This window comes from Alcaligenes sp. NLF5-7, from assembly GCF_024266725.1.
Classification (GTDB): domain Bacteria; phylum Pseudomonadota; class Gammaproteobacteria; order Burkholderiales; family Burkholderiaceae_B; genus Alcaligenes; species Alcaligenes phenolicus.
This window is the reverse complement of the sequence record NZ_CP100755.1, coordinates 3,574,242-3,598,580: the sequence shown is the minus strand read 5'-3', so window position 1 is coordinate 3,598,580 and position 24,339 is coordinate 3,574,242. Positions and strand designations below refer to the sequence as shown.

The window sequence follows — 24,339 nt, the reverse complement described above, 5'->3', positions numbered from 1 at the left end:
ACCCTCCTCTTAGTCGTAGAACCTGACCGGCGCAGGCGTGTACTGGCTCTGGCCGTCGCCGGTGAAGCGCCGCCGCACTTCGCGGGCGCGCTCCTCATCCGCAATGGCCCGGGCCTTGTCGATGGCCACCGCCCGGTCCTGGGCGATCTGCAGTTGCTGTTGCTGAATGGCCTGCTTGGCCTGCAGGGCCAGCAGCTGATTGGTGGCCTGCGTCGCTTGCAATGCCCCAGCCGCCGACTGGCTTTGCGCCACGATGTCGGCCAACACGCCCTCGTCGTCTTTCAGGTTCTGCATGGCCTGCGCCTGCACCGTGACGGTGGTACGCAAGGATTCCAACGATTGCGTCCAGCGCTCGCGGGCATCCTGCGTCATCTGGTCGCCGCTGACGGCCGCGCCGTACTGATCGGGATACAGACGCGCAAACTCGCCGTCCAGCCGCGACACGTCAAAGGCCAGGCCACGGGCCTGATCGACCAGACGCATCGTGGTGGACAGGTTGGCGTGCAGGCGGTGGGTACTGTCGAAATCCAGCCGCGCAAGGTTTTTGCCTTGATTCATCAGCATCTGCGCTTCGTTCTGCAATTGCTGAATCTGGTTGTTGATCTGCTCCAGGGTGCGCGCCGCTGTCATGACGTTTTGCGTGTAGTTGGATGGGTCGAACACCGTGCGCCAGGCGAGCGCCGCGGGCGTGGCAAGCGTCAACACGCCTGCCAATAAAAGCGTCAATGGCTTGTTCATGAGAAATTCTCCGATAAGGGTGAAGCAACAGACTCCGATAGGCTGAACTGCCCGAGCATGTCGGCGGCCCAGTCCAACCCGCGATGGCGCAGCCAGCCGGCCGCAAACCCCGCAGGCCCGCACTCGGCCAGCACCGCGTCGATCAGGCGTTGATCCGGCGGAGTCGACGCCCCGGCAAAGGCCAGCGCCACCGGTCCAAGCCCCAGATCGAACACGCGGTTTCCGAGCCGCGACTGGTAGTAGTAATCGCGTTTGGGCGTGGCACGGGCCACCAGTTGAATCTGGCGCGCATTCAGCCCGAAGCCTTCGTAGATCGACTGGATCTGCGGCTCCAGGGCTTGCGGATTGGGCAGAAAAATCCGGCTGGGGCAACTCTCGACGATGGCCGGCGCGATGGATGAATCGCGGATGTCAGCCAGCGACTGCGTGGCGAAGACCACCGAGACGTTCTTCTTGCGCAAGGTCTTCATCCACTCGCGGATGCGCGCCGCGAAGACCGGATCGTCCAGAAACAGCCAGGCCTCATCGAGCACCAGCAAGGTGGGCGCGCCATCGAAGCGCGCCTCCAGCCGGGCAAACAAGTAGCTGAGCACAGCCATGGCGGCGGCCTTGCTGTGCATCAGCGCCTCCATCTCGAAGCCCTGCACCGACCCTACGCCCAAGCGGTCGTGATCGGCGTCCAGCAGCCGGCCATGCGCGCCGCCCAACACGTAGGGCGCGAGTGCCTGGCGCAAGCGATTGGCTTGCAGCAAGGCAGACAGCCCCGTCAGCGTGCGCTGCGCCGTGGGGGCCGAGGCCAGGCTGCCCAGCGCGGACCAGACCATCGCCTTGTCCTCGACATCCACCTCCACGCCCTCTTGCCGCAGCCGCGCCTCCAGCCACTCCCCGGCCCAACTGCGATAGCCGGGCTCGTCGATGCGCGCCAGCGGTTGGAACGCCATGTCGCCGTCCGTGCCCAGGTCGTAATACTCGCCGCCCAATCCCAGCAGGCAAGCCCGCAAGGACCGCCCCATCTCAAAGACGAACACGCGCGAACCGGCGTAGCGCCGAAACTGCAGCACGAGCATCGCCAGCAGCACGGACTTGCCCGCGCCCGTGGGCCCCACCACCAGGGTATGGCCCACGTCGCCGATATGCGTCACCAGCCTAAAGGGGGTTGCACCATCGGTGCGCGTGACCATAAGCGGCGGCGCATCCAGATGAGTATTGCGCTCCTGGCCGGCCCAAACGGCGGAGACCGGCATCATGTGGGCCAGGTTCAGGGTGGACACCGGGTATTGGCGCACGTTGGCATAGCAGTGACCTGGCAACGACGACAGCCAGGCATCCACGGCATTGAGCGTCTCGGGCATGGTCACGAAGCCGCGCCCCTGGATCGCCCGCTCGATGAGGCGGCGCTTTTCATCGGCAACGTGGGGATCCGCATCCATCACCACGACCGTGGTCGTCAGATAGCCGTAGGCCACGTCGTCCGAGCCCAGCTCCTGCAAGGCCGCATCGGCATCCATGGCCTTGTTGTGCGCATCGGTATCGACGAGCGGACTTTCCTGCTGCGACAGGGTCTCGCGCAGCAAGGCCACCACGCTCTTGCGCTTGGCAAACCATTGCCGGCGCATGCGGGTCAGTTCGGCCTGCGCCTCGTTTTTGTCCAGACAAAGAAAACGGGTCATCCAGCGATAGGCAAAGCCCAACCGGTTCAGATCGTCCAGGATGCCGGGCCAGGTCGAGGGCGGAAAGCCGCGCACCGACACGGCCCGCAGATGTTGCTCGCCCAGCATGGGCGCAAGGCCGCCGACCAGGGGCCGATCAGACAACAGGCTATCCAGATAAAACGGCACCTGCGGCACCGCCACCGGATGACGCTCGGTCGAGATCGTGCCGTGCAGATACGTGAGTACCTCGGCGCTGTCCAGCCAGGACAGCTCGGGCATGACGCCATCAAGCAGGTCGAAAAAGCGCTGCGTCTCAGACATAAAACCGGCCAAACGCTCACGCCAATCAACGCCCTGCTGCGGTGCATTCTCATACAGCAGGCGCGCCGCGCGGGCCCGCGATTCCTCGGGCGCCAACCAGACGGCCGTCAGGTAGTAGCGGCTTTCAAAGTGCGCGCCCTCGTCCTCGAAGCCGGCGCGGCGCTCCTCGTCCACCACCCAGGACAGCCCATCGGGAAACGCCGACGCCGGATAGGCGCGCGCCGTGCCGCGATCCGCGTCCACGAACAAGGCCCAGCCCGAGCCGAAGCGCTTGAGCGCGTTATTCAGGCGCGCGGTGACGGCCATCAACTCGGCGCCGGTGGCGCTGTCCAGATCGGGACCGCGAAACCGCGCCGTACGCTGAAAGCTGCCATCCTTGTTCAGCACGACGCCGTCGACCACCAGGCCCGCCCAGGGCAGCCAGTCGGCCAGCAAGGCGGGGCGTTTACGATAGGCGCTCAGGTTCATCATGGTCTGCCCCTCACACATCCAGCAGCGCGGGATGCTTCACATGCCGGGCAAAGACCGGCATGAACTGCACATCCACACGTGCGCCCCAAACCGCCAGCATGTGGCCGACGAACCAGCACGCGACGCCGGGCAGCCACAGTTGCAGGCCCAGGCCGATGGCGGCGGCCAGCGTGCCGTTGGCAATGGCCACGGTACGCGGCGCCCCGCCCAATAGAATCGGCTCGGTCAGCGCCCGGTGCAGCGGCGCTTCAAAACCGTCAGGCAGGCCGCTCATACCAGCGCCCCGCCGGAGAACGCGAAGAACGACAGGAAGAAGCTGGAAGCGGCAAACGCGATGGACAGGCCAAACACGATCTGAATCAGCCGCCGGAACCCGCCCGAGGTATCGCCAAAGGCCAGCGTCAAGCCGGTGATGACGATGATGATGACCGCCACGATGCGCGCCACCGGCCCCTGCACCGATTCCAGGATGGACTCCAGCGGCGCTTCCCACGGCATGCTGGAGCCGGCCGCCTGCAGACTGCCCACGGCCAGCAGCAGAAACAGCCATCCATAGCGGCGCAGAAACCCCCGCAGTTGACGCTGAAAGGAAGAAGGCAGGTTCATGACAGGTCTCCCATGGGGCAAAGAATCGGTTCGAGGGTGTAGCGCTCGCCGTCCAGGCCGGTGACGCGCGCGATCTCGCGCACCCGGCGCCCTGCGCCGCGGCCGGCCAGAAAGACAATCACATTGACGGTGTCGGCGATCAGCGCGCGCGGCGGCACCGAGGCCGCCTCCAGCGTCAATTGCTCCAGCCGCATCAGCGCGCCGTAGGCGGAGTTGGCGTGTAAGGTGGCGATTCCGCCCGGGTGGCCCGTGCCCCAGGCTTTAAGCAGATCCAGCGCCTCGGCGCCGCGTACCTCGCCCACCACGATGCGGTCGGGGCGCTGGCGCAAGGTCGAACGCACCAGCGCGGCCATCGACACCATGCCCGGCGCGGTGCGCAACTGCACGTGGTCGTCCGTGTGACATTGCAGTTCGACCGTGTCCTCAAGAATGATGACGCGATCATTCAGGCCCGCCATGACCGCGAGCAAGGCATTGGTGAACGTGGTTTTGCCCGAACTGGTGCCGCCCGCGATCAGAATGTTCTGGCGATCCGCCACCGCCTCGCGCAGAAACGCTGCCTGAGCCGACGACAGAATGCGGTCACGCACATAGTCGTCCAGGGTGAAAACGCCGGCGGCATGCTTACGGATGGCGAACGCGGGCGCGTACACCACCGGCGGCAGCACGCCTTCGAAGCGCTCGCCCCGCCCTGGCAGTTCCGCGGACAGAATGGGACGCTCGCGATGCACCTCCTGGCGCACGCTGGCCGCCACCAGCCGGATGATGCGCTCCGCGTCCGACGCGGCCAGCGACTGGCCGGTCGGTTCGCGCCCGCTGCCCAGTCGATCCACCCACAGCCGCCCATCCGGGTTCAACAGAATCTCCACGACCTCGGGGTCGTCCAGGGCTGCCGTGATCGCTGGCCCCATCGCGGTGCGCAGCATCTCCAGACTGCGCGTGCGCGCCACACCGGCCAGATCCTGATTCCGCTCACTCATGATCATCTCCCGGCAACGGCGGCGCCTCGTCGTCCTGCGCGGCAACGGATTCGGGATAGATCTCACCATGGACGTCGCGCACCAGGCTGCGACCGCGCTGCAGATGGCGGGCGAGCTGATCGATGAACTGGCCATAGCGCAGCTTGCCCTGGGCGCGTAGCGCGTCTTGCTGCGACGGGGCGACCGGTGGGGAAACCGTCAGAAAATAGCGCACGTACAAGGCCAGGGTCTCGATCAGAATCTGCTGGTCGCGCTCGAGCCGCTCGTACTGGCGTGAGAGCCGATCCAGCCGCCGGCTGACCGCCGCCTCGCGCTGATCGGCCGCATCGGGCGACAGGAACGATGCCAGCGCCGCCGCGACGATGGAAGACTTGGATAGCCCTCGCATCGCCGACAGCTCAGCCAGGCGCCTGGCATGATCGGGCTGAATGAACAGGTTCAGACGTGCACGAGTCATAACGCAATACCATCCTCAGGATCCAGGGCCGCCAACCGGGCCGCCCGCTGTAAATCACCGTCCGCACCACCGACCATCTCCGGCTCATCGTCCGCGCCCCAGAGCAACGCCGAATCGCCGGAAATAGTCGGCACCGTATCGGGCATTTCATCCAGTTCGGGGCGTTGCGCCAGCCCACCCTCGCTCGCCCAGTTCTCAACACCTTCCCCAGCCTCGGACGGCGTCGGCGGGATCGGCCTGCCACTCCAATCGTCGGCACGGGCGGCGGGCAGATCGGGATAGCCGTCCTCGCGCAGCACCGGCGCAGGCAGCACCCGCTTGGCGAAGCTGGGGTCTTCGAAGTAACGGAGTTTCTTGGCGCGGATGGGCGGCTGGCCCGACACCATGACGATCTCGTCGTCGGCGGGCAACTGCATGATTTCGCCGGGGGTAAGTAGCGCGCGAGCCGTTTCCTGGCGCGACACCATCAAATGTCCCAACCAAGGCGACAGGCGATGCCCCGCGTAATTGCGCTGGGCACGAAGCTCGGTGGCCGTACCCAAGGCATCGGAGATGCGCCGGGCCGTGCGCTCGTCGTTGGACGAGAAGGCGACCCGCACGTGGCAGTTATCCAGAATGGCGTTGTTTGGGCCATAAGCTTTTTCGATCTGATTGAGCGACTGCGCGATCAGAAAGGCCTTGATGTCGTAGCCGGCCAGAAACGCCAGCGCCGACTCGAAGAAATCCAATCGCCCCAGGATAGGCAGCTCATCGAGCATCATGAGCAGACGACGGCGACGCGGCATGCCATCGACCGTATCGAGCGATTCCGTCGACCGGCGCCCGATCTGGTTCAGGACCAGCCGCATCAGCGGCCGCGTGCGGCTGATGTCGGACGGCGGCACGGCCAGGTACAAGGTCACCGGATGCTCGGCGCACTGCAGATCGGCAATGCGCCAATCGCAACGCGAAGTGACGGCCGCTACCGTGGGATCGCGGTACAGTCCCAGAAACGACATGGCGGTGGACAGCACGCCCGAGCGCTCGTTGTCGGACTTGTTCAGCACCTCGCGCGCGGCCGAGGCCACCACCGGATGCGGGCCGTCGTCCAGATGGGCGGTGCGCATCATGATCCGCAGCGACATCTCAAACGGACGGGCCGGATCGGACAGAAACGCGGCCACGCCGCGCAAGGTCTTGTCCTCGCCCGCGTACAACACGTGCAGAATGGTCCCCACCAGCAGGGAGTGGGAGGTTTTCTCCCAATGATTGCGGCGCTCGAGCGAGCCTTCCGGGTCCACCAGCACGTCGGCGATGTTCTGCACATCGCGCACTTCGTTCCCGCCCCGGCGTACTTCCAGCAGCGGGTTGTAGGCAGCCGAGCGCGGATTGGTCGGATTGAACAGCAGGCAGTGCGAGAAGCGCGCGCGCCAGCCGGCGGTGAGCGCCCAGTTCTCTTCCTTGGTGTCATGCACCACGGCCGAGCCGGGCCAGGCCAGCAAGGTCGGCACCACCAGCCCCACGCCCTTGCCCGAGCGGCTGGGCGCAAAGCCCATCACGTGTTCGGGCCCGTCGTGACGCAGATAGCGCACTCTGCCCCGCTCCACCCACTTGCCCAGCACCACGCCGCGGGGATCCAGCAAGCCCGCCTTGCCGACGTCGTCCTTGTCGGCCCAACGAGCCGAACCGTAGGTCGTAACGCGTTTGGCCTGCCGCGCCCGGTACACCGACATGGCAACGGCCGCACCCAGGGGCAGCACGCCGGCCCAGGCCGCGATCATGCCTGCCCGCGCAAAAACGTGCGGCGCATAGGCTTCGTACGCAAACCACCAGAAAAAGAGTTGCCACGGGGCATACACGGGCCTTCCAGCGATGAAGAACCACGGCTCGCCCAACCGTGGGGAATAGCCCAGCGCCGCAGCCGCCCATTGCGTGGCGGCCCACACGCAGCCCACGGACAACACGCTCACCACCGCGATCTGTCCGAAAAGCACGCCCGTTTGTGCCGATCCTGGCCTCGCCATGGCTCCTCCCCGAATGAATACCGTGCGGCACACGTGCGTTGCACGGTGCCGCGCCCATACACCATCAGTCTGGTCGGTCAGCGCCGGAACCCCAACCTGCTGGGGCGAGCACCGGCGCAATACAGCGTGTCAAGCCCCGATCACCCGGCAAGCACGGCGTGATCGGTCAACAATTCGGGAGGCCATCCGGCGGGTCGCACCGGGAAATCACCACTGCCGCCGCACGCCAACACGTGCCACGATAGACAGTGGGAAGATGCCATTGAGATGACAGTTTGATGACGGCTAAAAGGCACGTCAAAGCCCAATGCCGCCTGTCCCAAGACGCAACAGGTCAGACCGGAAGCGACTGCTCCGCGTCACCGCACCAGGCCAGCAGTTCAGCCAGGCCGGCGCCCGTTCCATCGTTGCGATAGACCAGGCTGGTGGTGAACACCAGTTCGGGATCGTCAAAGGGACGCACGACAAGATCGGGATGCCGCAGCACCTGCATCTGCAATTGGCCGGCAAAGCCCAACCCAAACCCGGCCGCCACCAGCGCGACCATGCCCAGCACCGTGCTGGCATACTCCCCGGTGATGAGTTCCCCGCCCAGCCGGGCAAAACGCTCATGCACAACCGAAGAGCTGGCCGCCTCGCTGGCCGGCGAGCAATCGATCAGGGGATGGCGCATAAACGCCTCAAGGCCCACCACGGCGAGCTCGGCCAGCTCATGGGCGCGCGGCAGCACGGCCACGATCGGATCATGCCAAAGCGGCGCCGAGACGAGATCGGCCCCATTGCTCAGCCCGCCCTGCACGATGGCCGCATCGGCCTGCCCGGCCCGTACGTCGCGCAACGCCTCGTTGTAGGACTGCTCGGTCAGACGCAAGTCGGCCTGCGGGAAGGCTTCGCGAACCTGCGCCAACCAAGCGGACAGGCGCGCATTGGCCAGACCGAGCGTGGTGTCGGCCAGACTGATGCGCAGCGGTTCGGTAAAAACGTCTTCGTTTTTCAGGGTGCGCCAGCCCTGATCGACCGCGCTCAGGATGCGGCGGGCGTCATCGACAAAGGCAGCCCCGACCGGGGTGATACGCGTGCCCTTGGACGTGCGATGAAAAAGCTTGACGCGCAACTCGGCTTCGAGCGCTTTAATAGCCCGCGACAATGGCGACTGTTCAATCCCCAACCGCTCGGCCGCCCGCTGGTAGTGCTGCTCTTCGGCCAGCACCACGAAATACTGCAAATACCTGATGTTCAAGTGCCGCTCCCTTGCTGCTGCGTACAAAAACAATCGGGCTGCGGCACCTGCACCGCAGCCCGTACGCATCACAGATCGAGATGCTTGCGTTCGTCGGCGGTGAGTCCGCTCAGCTGCGCGGCAGACAAATCGCCACGACCGACCACTTGCACCAGATTGTCCGGGCGATAGCTGGCCGCCTGATCGGCAGGACGCGCACCCGACGACACCGACTGCGGCGCTTCATTGCCAAAGCCCAGAATCTGCACATTGATGATGGACGGCAGGTTCTGTCGCGCCTCAGCCCGCGCACGCGCCACGGTATCCTGCGCTGCCGAGGCCGCCGACGAAGCCGCCGCACTAGCCGAACTCAAGGCACTGACGTTGACCGCCGCAATGACCGGTACGCCCGTGGAATCCCCCTGCACCTGAATGTTGTCGGCGTTCAGCACCTGCAAGGCCGCCACGTTGACGTTACCGGATACACGAATGCCTGCTTCGCCCGCGTCAATCGTGCCCAGCGGCGCGATCAGATCGATATCCCCAGGCTCTACCTCGGCAATCGGATTCAGCGTGGCGATACCCGCACCTGTCGAAGGCACCTGCGGCGACAAGGTCACGTTGCCCCACTGATCGTAAACCCGACGCGGCGGTGTATACACAATAGTGGTACTGGAACCGCGACCCGCGTTGATATCGCCTTCGGCCGACCAGCCCAGAATGTCACCACCAAAGGTCGTCATCACCCGGCTCTGGCCCAGCAGAATGCTGTCACGCGAGTACATCTGAATATTGCCCTGCCCTCGCGTGATCACCCCTGCGGTGGATGGAGGAGCCGCCCCCTCAACCCCAAAGGTCTGCCCCCCACCCGGCGTCAACAGTTGAATGTCACCGCCCGTGTTGGTGTGAATCCCAGAACCACCGTACATCAGCAAATCACCCTGATAAACGACGGCCTCGCCAGCAGCAGACAGCTCAGGGAACAGCGATGCAATGGCGTTACGGCCCCGCAGATAGCTGCCAGTGCGCGGGCTATTGGGATCGTTAAATTCACGCCCGCCCGCCTTCAACTCTGCAAAGTACACCTGGCGGGCAAACCCCCGCTGCTGCTCAACACCCAACCCGGCGAAATACGCCAGCGCTTCGTCCGCAGCCGTCTCATCAGCACTCACCACAAAGCCGTACCGCTCGCCCAACCACTCGATCAGTTCAGCTTCATAGGTATAGGCCACCTTGCCCTCTTGATCAGCCAACGGCAAGCCAGCATCAATCAGATTCGCCGGGCTCAGGTACAGGTCAAGGAAACCCGACCAATCCGCACCGTGATCCCCCATGCCTGCCTGCATCACAATGCTGGCACCAGGGCGATTATCACCAGCCAAGATGGGGCCGATACTGGTGACGGCAGTTTCGGCGTAGTTACTACCCGCCTGCCCAGTCATCAAAATATTGCGCCCGGCATTGATCTCCAAGGTACCAGGGCCAGACACATTAAAGCCGCTATAAAGGATGTCCCCACCCGCTTCAACAATAGAAACATCGCTGATGTCGTTATGCAGGAAGAGGTTGCCCGTATTGGAGCCACCACCAAAGTAAGGATCAGCCATCGTGTAAGCGATATCCATTGGCATGATGCTGGAGTCCCCCAACAGCATGCCAAAGCGAACCATGTCACCCCCGGCACGGGTCCACACCGGACCGGCGCCTTCATACCAGACCTGACCGGCACGACCACCGGAGTCAAACTCCAAAATGCTCCCTGTTCTCAAGCCGACAATATCTCCGTTCAAGGCATACAGCCGCGCCGGTTGTGCTAAGACCAACTCACCCGAGTAGGTATTGGGGCCGAAGGTAAAAAGAGAGAATTTGTTGTAATCCGGCACCTGCGCGTCCGCGCTCAAGTTATGCACCGTGGTCGACAACATCCCACCAGGGAACTTTGCGTAAGCGGGCGTGAAAGGCGTAGCCAAGGCATCCAGACTGGCGCCGGACTGACTCACCGTATAGCCACCCGCATAGATGGAATCACCCGCCAGCAGTTCCAGTCGGCCATTAGCCGAAGGTGTCAGCAGCAGATGGTAGGTATCGTTGAACTGGTTATCCGTCACACCGCCCAATGCAGACCTGCCCATAAAGATGCTGCCGTCCGCCGCCACTACACTCAGTTGAGAGGGGAAGACAAAACGACCATCGGTATTTGAATGGTTGTGACCTTGAACCGGAATATTGACGTTCACCTGCACATCACCCAGTTGTACGCTAGGCGTCAGATCGCCACCTGCTGAGAACAAATCGATTGCCGTGTTCTCGGTCCACAGCGAGAACCAGCTATAGCCATCCTCTTCACGCGTATACGGTAAAGCCACCCGACCCGGATCACCGGTACCCGACAGCACCAGATCACCTCTAGTCGTCAGGCTGGCAGCCGAGTCGCCCAACATCAATACCAAACCACCCGTTGCGGTACCCAGCGAGGATGTATAGGGGTCAAATGCCCTAATTTCCGTACGATCAGCCTGCACCTGAGATGTCGAGTAATAGGTCAAACCGATGCCGCCTATTTCACCTGCCTGCAACTGCAAGCCGCCACGCAGATTGCTAAGTACACCATTCAAATCCAGATTCTGTCGTGTACGATCACTGACACGCGCCTGCAAGCCTGGATTCAGATCCCCCCCCACCCGCAGGTTCAGATCCCCACCACCCGTTAGCAGCAGTTCGCCCGTTTCGGTCACACGACCCGTACTGCCAACGGCCAGCACCAAGCCTTCACTGCGCGGTACATCGTTATGCGACACGCCGCGACGGTTCAGCATACCCGCATCACCCGACACATCCACCGTCAGGTTGCCACCACCCAAGGTGCCAATGCCGGTGAAACCCACCAGTTCTGGGATGGAGGATGCAGCAGCCTCGGCAGTAGTATCCAGACCGTAGTTCTTATTCGATACCGTGCTACCCGGCACATAGGTGCCAAAGTTGATCCACCAACTGGTAGCGGTCGGGTCAACCCCAGCCGTATCGCCACTGCCCTGACGCCACAGCCAGTTACCCTGATTCACACTGCTGCGCTGACGGCGCAATTCCTGCCCATCCCAAGCGGGGCTATACGTGCCAATCAAGTCCCCAGTCAGGTTGCCGCCTGTGCGCAGCAACAAATTGCCGCCACCATCTGGATACCAGGCCGCGTAGGTGCTGTCGGCACCACCGTTCACTAGCGCCTCATAGCCAGCCCCGCCATCAGGGTCCGAACTGGCCCCCGTGTTCAGATAGATACCATTCTCCGGATCGGTCTGGCTGCGTGCCCGATTAAAGCCTCCCGCTGCCTCACCGGCCCGTGAGGCAGTCGAGGTACCGGCAGTGTAAACACCATACAACGACTGCATGGACACATCACCAGCGGCGATCAAGTCAAGGTCTCCAGTACCCGTACGCAGCACACTGAAGTTCTGTGCCATCGGGTAAACGGCAATGGGGTCACTCCAGCCACCGGTTTCCGGTGCCTGCGCCACACAGTTCCATTCATCGCAGGCCCATGACCAATCATCCGTCACCGGCGTGCCAGGCTCTTGGCCATACCAGTTGCCTTCCAGCCAAACCAGGATGGGATCAGGAGCCGGCGGCGCATGCATCACGCAGTTCCATTCATCGCAAGCCCATGCCCAATCGTCCGTTACCGGCGTGCCAGGCTCCTGCCCATACCAGTTACCTTCCAGCCAAACTTGAATAGGTTCAGGAGCCAGCGTAACTTCCGTACAGTTCCACTCATCACAGGCCCATGACCAATCGTCCGTCACCGGTGTGCCAGGCTCCTGTCCATACCAGTTGCCTTCCAGCCAGACCAATACGGTTTCGCCGCCTGCGGCTATTGCTTCTCGTTGATTGAACAGACTGTAATGCGTATCGGCCAACACCAAGCGCCCCGTCGCGTTCTGACGGGTCAATCGTGGATCAGCCGCCTGCGTATCCGCCCCGGCCACCAATCGCATACCCCAGGACTGCGAGCCTTCCGGCAACATCGCTGCTACCGCCCAGTTGCGGCCCATGCTCTCGCCATTGACGCTGCGCAGCGGCACCGACATGGCATCACCCACCAGCTTCACATCTGTCATGGACGGAATCAAACCGCCCACCGGCAGCGTAGTATTGGCTGCCAGCGTAACCGCCGCTGGCAAGGCCACACCCGCAGGCCAGGTCATGGCGGTCAATGAAGCGTTTGCCGGTACTCGACTGCCTGCATCCAGACGGGAGCCGCGTGGTAGCGTGGTGTCCTGCTCCAGCAGCGTACCTGCGGCATACAGCACATTGCCACCCGCATCACGAATATCCGCGCTCAGCACTGTGTTCGCTGGCAGGGTCAGCCCCGAAGCCAGTACCCCTTGTACCGGCAACTCGGTGTTGGCCGGTAGGTTAAAGGCATTAATCGATACTGCATAGTTCAGCGTTTTATTCACCGGGAACACCGTCCCCTTGGCCAATTGCACTCCCGCACCGGGCACAATCACATCGCCACCGTAAGCCTGCTCACCAGGAGTCAGTACCCAACCATTATCATCCGGGGTATCGGGCGGCGGCGCAAAGCCATCGTTGATGCTGCCATAAATATTCAAATCACCACCGGCACGGATGACCAGCGCACCGGCTTCACCTGAACCATAGACCGTGGTCTTTTGGGTGTGCGGGTTCAAGCTGGCATAGCGGTGCCCCGACAAGTCCAGGTCGCCGCTCACCACCAAGTCGCCATCAGCTGTCTTGCTGATAATTTCCACGCCAGGGCGCAGGTGGAAGGCATTAGCGTAAGCGCTAGTGTTCAAGCCTGCCAGTTTGGTGTTCAGCAGATTCGTGTTCTGCAGTGCTGCGTTGATAAACGCTGTGCTGTCAGCATGTTTGGCATCCAGATAGGCCTGATCAATCACCTGATAGGGTTTGCCACTGGCTGCGGCATCTGTGCCATAGGCTGCATCGTCGTAGCGCTGCACGGTGTTGACAGCAATGGAGCGAGCGCCTTGAATGCTGAGACTACCGCTGGCATCAATATCCGCATCGCCCGAAACTGCGCCACCCAAACGCGGCACAAACAGTTCCACCGTGCCACGGTTGCGACCATCGTGCAGACGGGGGTCGGCTGCCACTCGGGCATCGTCAGTGCCATGGCGCAAGTCAATACGTGCGCCATTGGCAAGTGTCAATCGTCCGTCGCCCGAGTTCAACTCCACCATGGCGCGGTTGGGTGCATCGATGATCTGGCCGTAGCTATCCAGGCGCAGCATGGTGCCATGAGCATCGAGTACCGCATTGCTGGCCAAGGTCAAACCATTCTTAGCGGCCAGACGAATCGCACCCACTCGCTCACTGCTGGCATCCACAATACCTGCCACGGTCAGGTGTCCGTTATCCAGCGACACCTCAACTTGATTCGCCTTGACCTCATTACCGATGGTCAGGTTACCTCGTTTGATCTGGAAGCTGCGTAGGCCGTTAACACTGCCGTAGTTCAAACGCTGGTTCAGCGCAGCAAAAGCACCAGTCAAGTCATTGCCCAAGTGCTGGGCGCGTAGCGTAATACCACCGGCTAGGTACGGCACATAGGTACCGCCCGCTTCGTAATAGTCACTGGCACCGGCCAGAATCTGCCCTTGCAGATCGACCAGACCAGCAGCCTCGGCCAGCGCAATGGCGGTCAAACGACCACCCTGGTTATGCTGGGCAGACAGATCGATAATGGAACCCGCCGACAGGCGAATATTGCCAGCAGTGCTCTCCAGATTGACATCACCCCCCCAACTGTATTGGGTGGCGTCTTCATCATCAAAAAACTCAACACTGCGGCCAGACAGGTCGAGGTGAGCATTATCGCCCAGGGTCAGATCACCGGTACCCGCCAGCGTCAGCTTGCCGCTGGGCAGGGCCACGGTGGCATCCAGGCTTAAGCCCTGGCCTGCAGTCAGGGAAAACTCGGCACCCAATGCCGACAGCGCAGCGGGGTTCGCCGCACCCGTTGCTGGTGCTGCCACCGTAATGGCGCCGCCAGCAGTGATGTTATTGACTGATCCAGCCTCACCGGTAATCAGCGGCGTGGTGATGTTCAGATTGCCACCCTGATACGACACGCCCTCACCCGGCACATAGGCGCTCTGGCTCTGATACACCGCCAGCGTGCCCTTGTTGTTGGCCGTAATACTGTCGCTGGCGTTCAGGTTCACATTGGCAAAGCCCAACGCAAGACGGTCTAATGAACTGATGCCATCGGGCTGGCCCCAAGGGCCATAACCGAAGATAATGCGTTCGGCATCTACCGTCAGGCTACCGCTGCCGGTACCTGCGCCATCGCTTACCACTGCACCGGGGGTATCGCCGGAACCGTTCCAGATCAGGTGGCCGGTCTCGATCAACGCCACATCGCTAGCATCCCCATAGCCATAGATGGCGGGAGTAGTCAGCAGCAGATTATCCAGCAACGACTTGCCATTGGCATCCAGCGTGGACAAGGTGACCGAATCAAAGAAGTTCACCGAGTTAGCGGCAATCAGCTCAAGCGTTTCCAGAGCCGGGGCACCCACTGAGGTATCCCCTTGCAACAAGCGCTCCATCACCTGCTGGTTGAGCGCCAAGCCAGGCGTCATGGCGTTACGCGCCGCTGCAGCGGCCAGTGCTTCGGTACTGCCGATATTGAAAGAACCAACGCCCAGGCTCAGATGGCGGGTGCCGTAGCGGACGTTATCGTCCAACTCAAAATCGTTATTGGTGACAAAAGAAATACTGCCTTCGGAATAGAGTTGAGTGGTGCCGGTGCAGTCAACTGTCGCACAACCGCCGATGCGGATATGTCCAGGACCTGAGTTACCAGAACTCTCCGGTGCCAGCCACTGCAAAGTTCCATTGGACACAGCCACGACACTGGCTTTACCCGGCTGATAAATGAAGCCATCATTTGAATCATAGGCTGCATCGCCTTGCCCCAACGTATTGATGACAGCACCTTGTTCAATTTCAATGGCGCTACTGCTGTCACTTTGAAGGCCAGTACTGATCAACATCACTTCCGGCGCAGTCAGAACCGCACCACTGCGCACAGTAATACCAGCGACGGGGTTGCCGTCATCGACGAGCAGCATATTACCACCCTGCCCGTAGTTCACGCGTGGCGTCCCGCCGATGGTCAAGCGGTTCACAGCTATATTGTCAAGATCCGATGCTCGTAACGCGGTGGCATAATCCTCGCTGGGCAACCCGCCATCAGAAAGAATCTCTATCCTGTCGCGCAGGCTAAGTGCCGTTATAGCAAGGGTACTGCCATAGCCCCCCTCAGCAGCTTCGCCTAATACATTCCCGTCAAAGCGTAGGCTTAGCTCATCCTTATCCGTATCGCGACTGGCGAAATGCAAGCGCAGGCTTTTAGCATCAGCTTCGATCAGCGCACGTGGCACCCCAAGACGGGCAGCATCAGCACGCACAAAGTCGGTATAGCTGGTTTCGTTATATTGCGAATACGTGCGCAGCGTATCCGCCGGGGTCACGATCAACTGACTGGCCAGGCTGTCGCGGATGCCAGTACCGGCAATCGACATGATCCCGGAGGCAGCAAATGAGCCATTGCGCATGGGAGTTACGGGAGCTACTGCACCCCGCCCAGCCAGACCATTGACCTCCACACGATAAGCGCCGGGCAGCAATGCATACGTCGATGGCAGTAGCGTATAAGTGCCTGCAGGCAATCCCGGTACGCCCGCACCTATTGTCAGTTGCTGGCCAACATTGGGATCGACTGCCCCCGCTTCCCCACCCACAGGGGCTACGCCCTGTACGCCCGGCACAATAGCGTAGACCGGATTACTATCCAGCCCTGGCAACATAAAACCGTCACTGCCAATTTGCACCAATGGGTTATAACGCGCATCGGTGGAGCCGCCACGGCCAGACACAAAGCCTGCACCGGTTAACTGCCCACCACCGGACAGGTCGATCACCGCCCCCTCCTGCACATCAACCAAGTGCCCAGACAGGGTCACGCTACCCGCGGCCAATGTGCCTACTCCCTGCAATTGCACCTTGTCCCCAGAGTATTGCCAGGTGAGTCCATCAGTCGTGCCTCCGTAGGGCATGACCAGCCCGGCAGCGCTGGCCGACGTCAGGCTACCGTCAAGTAAATTCACCACCTTGGTGGTGCGGGACGAACCAGGGGACTCCCCCACCTGTACTGAGCCGAGTGGGGCGCGAAGAATACCACCTTGCTCAATGGTATCCGCACCCAGGACCAGACTACCGAATACCGAATGCGGTACGTCTGGCACTTCTTCGGTGGTGCGCAACAACGTCAGGATGCGTTCGGGATCATATTGTGTGGTACCGCCTTTCCACCCAGCGTAGACAACAGCGCTGGCACCAGTGGCTGGATAGATCTGTGCCGCGGCCAAGGTCAGATCACCTGGCGTATTGAGCACAGTACCGCCAGACACCGTAGTCGCCAGAAAACGCAGATCACCCTGACTGACCAGCTCCACATTATCGAACGCGCGACGATCAACCACTTCCAACAAGAGGTCTTGAGGGTCCCCCCAATTGTTTATCTTCGCACCGTCACGGACTCCAAACGCAGTGCCATCCCGCAGCTCGAGCAGTTGCCCGGCTTGCACTGTAAACATACCGGCAGGAGCTTGTTCGGACAGAGAGGTTAGACCGCCCCGTATCGTTGCCTGCATATAGTTATCAAGTGGGCTGGTCGCCCCGGCACCGGCCAAACGAACGTAAGGAGCAAACAGCTCAACACGGGTGTCATCTGCCGCCGTATCAGTCAACCCAAAGGCTCCGGCGTACAGATTCAAGGACTGGCCCATCACAAGGGACAGATCACCGTCAAAGCTAAGCAGGCCATTGCTGAGCAGAGTGAAGTTATCAAAGCCGCCCGCCTCGACCTGATCCGCACCCAGCTGCCCTCGGCCATAGGTCAGGCTATCCGCTGCGGCGCCAGCATCAATACCCGTCGCCAAGCCGATGCCGGTGCTAGTCTTTGTCAGGATAAATTCCCGCGCCTGACGCACCCGTTCCTCAGGGTTGATACCGCCACTGACCCGGTAAATCGGCGCCTCCAGCGCCGTGGTCAAGCTACCCCCTGCCGCGCCAGCACCACCAGAGTTGGCCAACAAGGTTCCATCAAGATACAGGCCATGACTGGAGGCCAGCGTGATATCACCGCCAGCGCTCGCCACATTGATTGCACCCTGCCCTGGCACATCTAGCACAGCGCTGGAGCCAGAAGCATCAAGCAAGGCACCATCACGCACCACCACAAAAAGATTGGCTGCATCGGCCATGCCGGTGGCCGGATCGAACTCGCCACCGATCACAAGGCTGCCGCCCCGGTTGACCTCAGCGTAGCGATTGCCCCGTGCATCGGTTGCGGTGACTGCCCGGCCCGCCACATCCAATATGGCGTTCTCACCAATCCAGATGGAACGGCCATGACCTGCGGCTTCAGCTCGCTCCAGCTCGGTGTTTGCACCTGTAGGGGCCACACTGTCCAGTACAATATCACCGCCCCAAGCATTAAGCCTACCATCCACCGTCAGCTGGCCAATGCTGCGCACGGCAATCGACTGACCGGGATCGACATTGATCTGTGCGCCCTTGCCCACCACCGCTTGCACGTTAGGCATATCCCCAATACGCGATTGTTCACTTCCAGCCTGTAGGTTCAGGCCTGCGCCCTGACGTTGGGTTAAACGAGCGTTAATGGGGTCTTCCAGATACAGCGGCGGGGTCCACTGCTCCGATGCAAGACGGATGTCAGCCCCCGTAGTCTGGCCACGCGCCTGCTCATTGATGCGCAGCACCGGCATGGTGACATTGACTTGCGTACCATCCGCAACCGTGAGGCCATACTGGCCCACCACATCGTAGTAACCAAAACCTTTATTAAAAAAGTCCGCCGTCAGGTTGAGCGGCGATTGTATGGCAACGCGGTTACTAAAAATCGCTCCTGCTGCAACCGCAGTACCCTCCGCTAACACTGTGTCCATCGGCGCGACTTGACCTACTGTGACGGTATAGGTCGGTGTCGGCAGAACAGCCAAACTATCTGGAAGCTCGTAACCCGCCGGTAAAGTTCCCGCATTGATTCGAGTAATAACAGCCCCTTCCGGAACAGTCTCACCGCGTAAAGTTCGGTAGCGCGTACTCCCAACGTACACGTCCATGTCGGTAAGCACGCCGTCGGCGAGATTCCAGCCTCCAGGGCCAACGGAGATGGATAGTGTATTTCCAGTATCAGTGAAAGTTATTGGAGACACGAGGGTCTGACCCGCAACCACCTGGTTGTAGCGAGCATCTGCCAGCAAAACCTCACCTTTCCCCTGCGTAATGGGCTCGTCAAGCAACACGGCAATCGGCGCTGGCTCTCCGGCTTCCAGATAACCGCTTTCAAGAATGGCCTCGTCCCCGATATAAACCGCCGAGCCGGCCTGAAGACTTAACGTGCCGCTGCCGTTGACGCCATGGCCCTGAATTGCGCCGTCCATAGCCAGCTTGCCGCTCTGGCTAAGCAAACCAGCATGTAAAGCGACGTTGCCGCCGTGCCCGCCCTGCTGTCCACCATCAGCCAATAAAGCCGCGCCGGATGAGACATCGATCAAGCTGCCTTCGCTCAGAGTAATATCGCCGCTACTACGAATCGAGACGCTGCCGCCATTCTGGTAAGGTAATAACGCGTAATTATTCGGCTCCAGTAGCAAATTACTCCATAGGCCGCTGGCGTTGATCGTTGCTCCGTCTGCCACCGTGACGCTAGCAGTACCGCTTGGCGCGTAGACAGGCACATCCTGGATATTGGTATTGTTTACACCAATCTGGTTGAGCACATTACCCAGGTGAATAGCACCGCTGTGCGCGGTCAGGTCAGCATTCACATTAACGGCTGGGCCGTACAAGGTGATAGCCCCGCCATGGGCGACATTCAGGTCGTTTTCAACGGTAATCGTGTTGCCCGCCGCGATCTGGAGGCCGCCCAAATTGGCGGCGTTTAAGTCATCGCTGTTCAGATAGAGCTTGCCTTCGCGCTCCTCGGGCTGCACCGTACTCAGCGCCAAGCCGGCAGCGATCTGCTCTGCCGTGTTGCCCAGGATCACGTCCCGAATGGTCTGGTCATTGGCTGTCAGGCGATACTGCAGCGTGCCGCTGTCCTTGACGTAGTACGGCGTATAGTCACCAACAATCAGTTGACCCCGTCGCGCCACGGCCTTCTGCGACTGATAGTAGCCGTCGATCCCAGCCTGCGCGGCTTGCGTCTGGCGATCCCCTTGAAAAGTCTCGCCAACAATCTGCCCCTCCAGTACTGCATTTCGGGTACCGATGACGAGTTTACCGGCATCCCGGCCCACGGTATAGCCCGGTTCAAAGCGCCGGCTTGGGGCGATTAAGGGGTTGTAAAAAGTACGCGTATGGCCCCAGCGTTCGCTGGTCGCCTCAAACCCCCGGTATAACCCGCTGTACAGAAGATCGCCGGGCGCGCGCGATGCTTCGTAGAGTCGACCGTCGGCGCCGCGCAGCCAGCTTTGGCGCAGATAGCCATCCTGGACATCCAGCGTACCGCCCGACAAGTTGATATGCGAACCGGCTTGCGTCACAACATCATTGCCTGTGAACTGGACGATGCCGCCCTGCGCCATCCATTCGCCAACACTGCGACCGCTGGTGGCCAAATAGCCGCTAACTTCCAACAAGCCACCAGCGGTGTACCAGCGGTCAGTCTCATAGCCGTTGGTGCCGGCCGGCACCAGGACCAGATCTCGCCGATCCAGCCAGACGTCGGTGCTGCTGATCAGGCTCCTGCCATTCTCAGGGTCGCTGTCGCGGTTGACCGGCGCATCGCGCATCTCGTTGCCCTGGACATTAATCTTCAGGTTGTTCGAGTCCATCGCAACCTTGACGCCGAGGGCGCCCGACACGTCCAGTTCGGCGCCATCTCTGACCAAGGTACGCTGTGCAGCATCGACCATGATCTGCCCGCCTGTGGCAAGCGTCAGCGAATCTCCTTCAAAGTCCACGGTGCCGCCGCTTTCAATATCCACCAGCGACAGGTCGCGGCGGGTCGGGTCAGCGGGCACGATATTCCCTGTGCCGGGATCGACCACCGGACCTAGCAGGCCATCGCGCTGATTATCAAGCGCCGTGGCATCGGATTCATCCAAGAGAATGGCGGTGACACTGTCTTTGCCCAGGATCACGGCGCCGTCAGCACCCGTGGCTTTCAGATGCACGGTACCGCGCTGACTGGTGGAGGTCGTCGCCACCGCCACGCCCTCTTGGCGCAACTCAGTGGCGGTCAGGCTGATATCACCCGTAGGTGCCTGGATGAGGCCGGTATTACGTACGGCGCCTGTTCCACCCGCTTGAATCTCGTTGCCGCGCGTGGTCGATTGCTGGTTGCCCTCTGTACCCTGCCCCTTCTTGATGACAAAGTTGTCACCGGCAGCCATGGCCACCTGCCCCGCCTGCGCGGCGAGCGTACCGTCGTTATGCACTTCCTTTCCCAGCAGCAGCACATAGCCGCCGCCTTGGGTGCTGGCGGCTGGGGCATGCGTGGCGATCTGCGCGCCGCGCTCGACGACGACCTTGCCGGCGGCGTCGGTGAAGGTGGGGCTGTTGCCGTTGTATAGACCGTTGTTGTTGAACTGCTCATCGGTGATCGTGCCGGCCGCTGTCACCAGGTTGCGCACGTTGACCTGACTGGTACCCGAGAACACCACACCATTCTGGTTGACCACCATGACCGTGCCGTCGCCCTTGATGGCGCCCTGGATCTGACTGGGTGCCATATCGGCCCCGTCCACGCGGTTCAGCACCGCATCGGTCTTCTGCTGTTGGAACTCCACCGTGGTGTTGCGACCCACGTTGAAGGTTTCCCAATTCAGGACTGCCTTGCTGTCCGTCTGTTTGATGGCGATGTTGTGCTTGCCGCCAGTTTGGGTATGTACAGGACGCTCCGCCCCCGTCCACGTATGCAGATTGCCGCCAGCATCCCGATCCCACACACCGCCTTGCACATGCCCATCCGGTACAGACGGATTGCCAGCGGCCGCTGCCCGCGCGGCCTTTTGTGCCGCCTGTTGCGCGGCGATAGCCGCCGCCGAGCGGCCCAGGTTTTCCACCGAACGCGCCAGCTTCTGGCGCGCCTGCGCCTGCTGTCGTGCTGCGGGATTCGCGCCCCCGTTGGGCACACCGGGCATCGGACCGCCTCTTGCCACCCCATGCGCCTGCCCGCCCTTGGCGGCAAACCATGCCCCCGTTACGGGCTTAGTCTGCGCCGAGACATTGGACGCTCCGATCCCTCCCAGCACCATGAGCATGGCGGCGGCCACAGGGGTCAAGCGAAGCGCACGCTTTGAAAGCGGTGACATCCCGCGAGACCGATAACTGCGGCTGTTGGACTGACTGGAGGAAAGTGCGGCTTGGGACATGATCAATCTGTTCCTGGCAAAGGCAGTATCTGAACGGCAAATCTCCCGAGGAGACATGCCCACTACCTATAAGGACGTTTGAGCCGCGTTTTGGGAAACAGATTTTGTGTGAAACTTTTTTGACACTCAGGTCAAGATCACCAGATCTCCCGCGCGGCGCACCCGCACGCCCAGCACATCCTCCATCAGAGCAATCGCATCGTCCAATGCCTGAATCTGGAACTTGGCAGAGAATCGGCGCTGTGCCAGCGCATCATTCATGAGCACCACACGGCCCGGACGATAGCGATTGATTTCCTCGATCACACGCGCCAGCGGCAGATCGTCAAACTCCACCATGCCCTGGCGCCAGTTGCTGGCCGCGGCGACCATCTGAATCCGCTCACCCAGATGATGCCTGTCGTAGGTGACTTCTTCGCGACTGGTCAACGCAACGGTGCGAATGGGATGATGAAGTTCACCGCGCCCCTCCAGGCAACGCACACGCACCTGCCCGCCCTCCAGACGACGAACCTCAAAGTCGCCGGAACTCACAACCAATCGCCCAACGTCCGCCACCACTTCACACGACCCGCCCCGTGAGGCGATAGCCGCTTCGCCAGCGATCAAAGACACCGTGGGAAGATTGGCGGACGGTTGCACCATGATCGCGGTCTGGGTATTGAGGGAAACCTGCACATTTTCGGAGAGCGCCAGCTCGCGCTGCTCGCCGGTGCCGGTGCGGTAATCGGCCTGCAGCTCCGACCAGGACGGCCATAAGCCCAGAGGCGGACGCACGATGCTGACCACCGCCAAGGCGCCGAAGGCCGAGGCGGCCGCCCCAAAAAACATACGCCGTCCCTGACGCACCCGTTGCGGGCGCCGTACCTTTTGGGGATAACGCTGCTCGTATTGCTGCGCGGCCTGCCCCAAGGTCTTCCAATCCTCGCAGGCCTGGCTCCACGCCAAGGCGTGCGCCTGACTTTGATTGCGCCATGCATGAAAAGCCGCCACATCATCGGTGGTGGGCGCGCCCGTTTTGAGCTTGATCGCCCAGTCGTGCGCCTGCTGACGCAGCGCAGACGCGTCCATCGTGCTCGCGCCAGAGACGGAGCCGGAAGTGGGATGTGCAGTGCTCATCGCTCGCCTTTTTTATCGTCAGGCAGGATCACCTGATATATAGACGTTTGAGCACCCGAAAACGAAACAGGCAGGGGGCGTTTAGGGTTCATGGTCGTTCTGGGTCTTTAGCCGCTTCGAGTTTCTCCATCGCTGCCAGGCAGGCTTTATGAGCCGTCTGAATTTCCCGTCGCACCAGGACACGTGAAATGCCCCAGCGTTGGGCCAATTCTTCCGTATCCACGCCGTGAACACGGAAATCAATCAATAATGCACATTGTCGAGGCGGCAGGGTATCAAGAATTTCCATCACTTGATCCATCTGATTGCGCCCCTCTGCCACGCGATCCGGCCCCGGCCCGTCGTAGACCAGCTCAAACAATGAGCCGATCTCCGCTTCATTGACGAGGCGCGCATCGCTTCGGATACGGTCGATGGTGGCGTTGACCGCACTGTTGATCAGGTACGTTTGGGGATGCTGGACGCCATCCAGATCATCGCGCGAGGCGAGGCGCACATAGGCCTCATGCAATGCGTCTCCGGCCATGTCGCTGGAGCTGCCCAGGCGATGGGCCACCTGAGCCTTGAGCTGGTCATAGCGCTCGACGATGAGCTTACGCAGACGGCCCAGCCCAGACTCTTTCATGGCTGACAGGCCTCTTTGCGATCCGTTTGAGGCTGTACCAGCACCACCGCCGAGCGTGACACCCCGGCCGGTGGTAAACCGACATGCGTACCCAGCAAGGCGGCGCGGACACCGGCTTCCAATGCCGGCGCAGCGGCGATACGCACCTTGAGCCGCTCAATACGGCCGTCATCATCAATCCAGTAGCGCAACACCATACGATGCTTGCCTGCTTGCAGCGCGGGATGCGCGCATAAGGCCTGCGTCAATCGCTGCTGGGTCTGCCCATCGTAACGCCGCTCGGCCAGCGCCTGCTCGGTCGCCGTCAAGGGGCGTCGCACGGTTGAACGCTTAAGCATGACGGAGCGCTCATTGACCACTTCTGCGGTCAGTCCGGTGCCTTGCAACAGCTTGGACAGTGCCTGCCTGGGCGTGAAGCGGCCGCGAACGGTCGTGGACGTCTTGCCCCGAACCAGCTGGGTTTCGTACAGTGCCGACTGCCGCGTGATCGTCTGGTATTGGTCCAACGCGCTTGCCAGATCCTGCGCGGGCAAATCGAACTCATGCACCGTTGCCGTAGCGGGCGCCTCGACACCAGGCAACTGTTCCGCGCGGGCCGCGGGTGCCAATAAGACAGCGCCCAAGCAGCACACAGCTATGAACGCCGCAACCGCTCGCACGCGGGCAACAGGCAGAACGACTCCAGCAAGAGGCGAAG

The 24,339-nt window shown here is 61.6% G+C and carries 12 protein-coding genes; all 12 read right to left on the bottom strand.

Translation table 11 applies throughout. The features are described 5' to 3' along the window. Positions 1–9: 9 nt before the first annotated feature. Positions 10–738 carry a P-type conjugative transfer protein TrbJ gene (gene trbJ, locus MID00_RS16520; RefSeq protein ID WP_254499123.1) on the bottom strand — a complete coding sequence of 243 codons (729 nt, stop codon included), beginning with the start codon at positions 736–738 and terminating at the stop codon, positions 10–12. Beyond that, complete coding sequence (gene trbE, locus MID00_RS16515) at positions 735–3,182, bottom strand: conjugal transfer protein TrbE (RefSeq protein ID WP_254499122.1); 2,448 nt, start codon at positions 3,180–3,182, stop codon at positions 735–737. The genes trbJ and trbE overlap by 4 nt, the downstream gene beginning before the upstream one ends. A gap of 10 nt (positions 3,183–3,192) precedes the next feature. Continuing rightward, positions 3,193–3,456, bottom strand: a complete 264-nt coding sequence (locus MID00_RS16510) for a VirB3 family type IV secretion system protein (RefSeq protein ID WP_254499121.1) — start codon at positions 3,454–3,456, stop codon at positions 3,193–3,195. After that, positions 3,453–3,788 (bottom strand): TrbC/VirB2 family protein, encoded by a 336-nt coding sequence (locus MID00_RS16505; RefSeq protein WP_254499120.1) that lies wholly within the window; start codon positions 3,786–3,788, stop codon positions 3,453–3,455. Before MID00_RS16505 ends, MID00_RS16510 begins: the two co-directional genes overlap by 4 nt. Continuing rightward, positions 3,785–4,768: a P-type conjugative transfer ATPase TrbB gene (trbB, locus tag MID00_RS16500; RefSeq protein ID WP_254499119.1), complete on the bottom strand. Its 984-nt coding sequence runs from the start codon at positions 4,766–4,768 to the stop codon at positions 3,785–3,787. The genes MID00_RS16505 and trbB overlap by 4 nt, the downstream gene beginning before the upstream one ends. After that, positions 4,761–5,225: a CopG family transcriptional regulator gene (locus MID00_RS16495; protein ID WP_254499118.1), complete on the bottom strand. Its 465-nt coding sequence runs from the start codon at positions 5,223–5,225 to the stop codon at positions 4,761–4,763. Before MID00_RS16495 ends, trbB begins: the two co-directional genes overlap by 8 nt. Next, entirely contained in the window at positions 5,222–7,228 is a 2,007-nt protein-coding gene (locus MID00_RS16490; RefSeq protein WP_254499117.1) for a conjugal transfer protein TraG, read from the bottom strand. The genes MID00_RS16495 and MID00_RS16490 overlap by 4 nt, the downstream gene beginning before the upstream one ends. Before the next feature lie 334 nt (positions 7,229–7,562). Beyond that, positions 7,563–8,468, bottom strand: a complete 906-nt coding sequence (locus MID00_RS16485) for a LysR family transcriptional regulator (RefSeq protein ID WP_254499116.1) — start codon at positions 8,466–8,468, stop codon at positions 7,563–7,565. Positions 8,469–8,536: 68 nt separating this feature from the next. Next, entirely contained in the window at positions 8,537–21,898 is a 13,362-nt protein-coding gene (locus MID00_RS16480) for a filamentous haemagglutinin family protein (protein ID WP_254499115.1), read from the bottom strand. Between the two features lie 126 nt (positions 21,899–22,024). After that, positions 22,025–23,017, bottom strand: a complete 993-nt coding sequence (locus MID00_RS16475) for a FecR domain-containing protein (RefSeq protein ID WP_254499114.1) — start codon at positions 23,015–23,017, stop codon at positions 22,025–22,027. An 88-nt stretch (positions 23,018–23,105) separates the two neighbouring features. Continuing rightward, positions 23,106–23,642 carry an RNA polymerase sigma factor gene (locus tag MID00_RS16470; protein WP_254499113.1) on the bottom strand — a complete coding sequence of 179 codons (537 nt, stop codon included), beginning with the start codon at positions 23,640–23,642 and terminating at the stop codon, positions 23,106–23,108. Further along, positions 23,639–24,265 carry an STN domain-containing protein gene (locus MID00_RS16465; protein WP_254499112.1) on the bottom strand — a complete coding sequence of 209 codons (627 nt, stop codon included), beginning with the start codon at positions 24,263–24,265 and terminating at the stop codon, positions 23,639–23,641. The genes MID00_RS16470 and MID00_RS16465 overlap by 4 nt, the downstream gene beginning before the upstream one ends. Positions 24,266–24,339: the final 74 nt, after the last annotated feature.

Coding starts and splice junctions, on each gene's coding strand:
- trbJ (WP_254499123.1), bottom strand. CDS start 738: ATGAACAAGCCATTGACGCTTTTATTGGCAGGCGTGTTGACGCTTGCC.
- trbE (WP_254499122.1), bottom strand. CDS start 3,182: ATGATGAACCTGAGCGCCTATCGTAAACGCCCCGCCTTGCTGGCCGAC.
- MID00_RS16510 (WP_254499121.1), bottom strand. CDS start 3,456: ATGAGCGGCCTGCCTGACGGTTTTGAAGCGCCGCTGCACCGGGCGCTG.
- MID00_RS16505 (WP_254499120.1), bottom strand. CDS start 3,788: ATGAACCTGCCTTCTTCCTTTCAGCGTCAACTGCGGGGGTTTCTGCGC.
- trbB (WP_254499119.1), bottom strand. CDS start 4,768: ATGAGTGAGCGGAATCAGGATCTGGCCGGTGTGGCGCGCACGCGCAGT.
- MID00_RS16495 (WP_254499118.1), bottom strand. CDS start 5,225: ATGACTCGTGCACGTCTGAACCTGTTCATTCAGCCCGATCATGCCAGG.
- MID00_RS16490 (WP_254499117.1), bottom strand. CDS start 7,228: ATGGCGAGGCCAGGATCGGCACAAACGGGCGTGCTTTTCGGACAGATC.
- MID00_RS16480 (WP_254499115.1), bottom strand. CDS start 21,898: ATGTCCCAAGCCGCACTTTCCTCCAGTCAGTCCAACAGCCGCAGTTAT.
- MID00_RS16475 (WP_254499114.1), bottom strand. CDS start 23,017: ATGAGCACTGCACATCCCACTTCCGGCTCCGTCTCTGGCGCGAGCACG.
- MID00_RS16470 (WP_254499113.1), bottom strand. CDS start 23,642: ATGAAAGAGTCTGGGCTGGGCCGTCTGCGTAAGCTCATCGTCGAGCGC.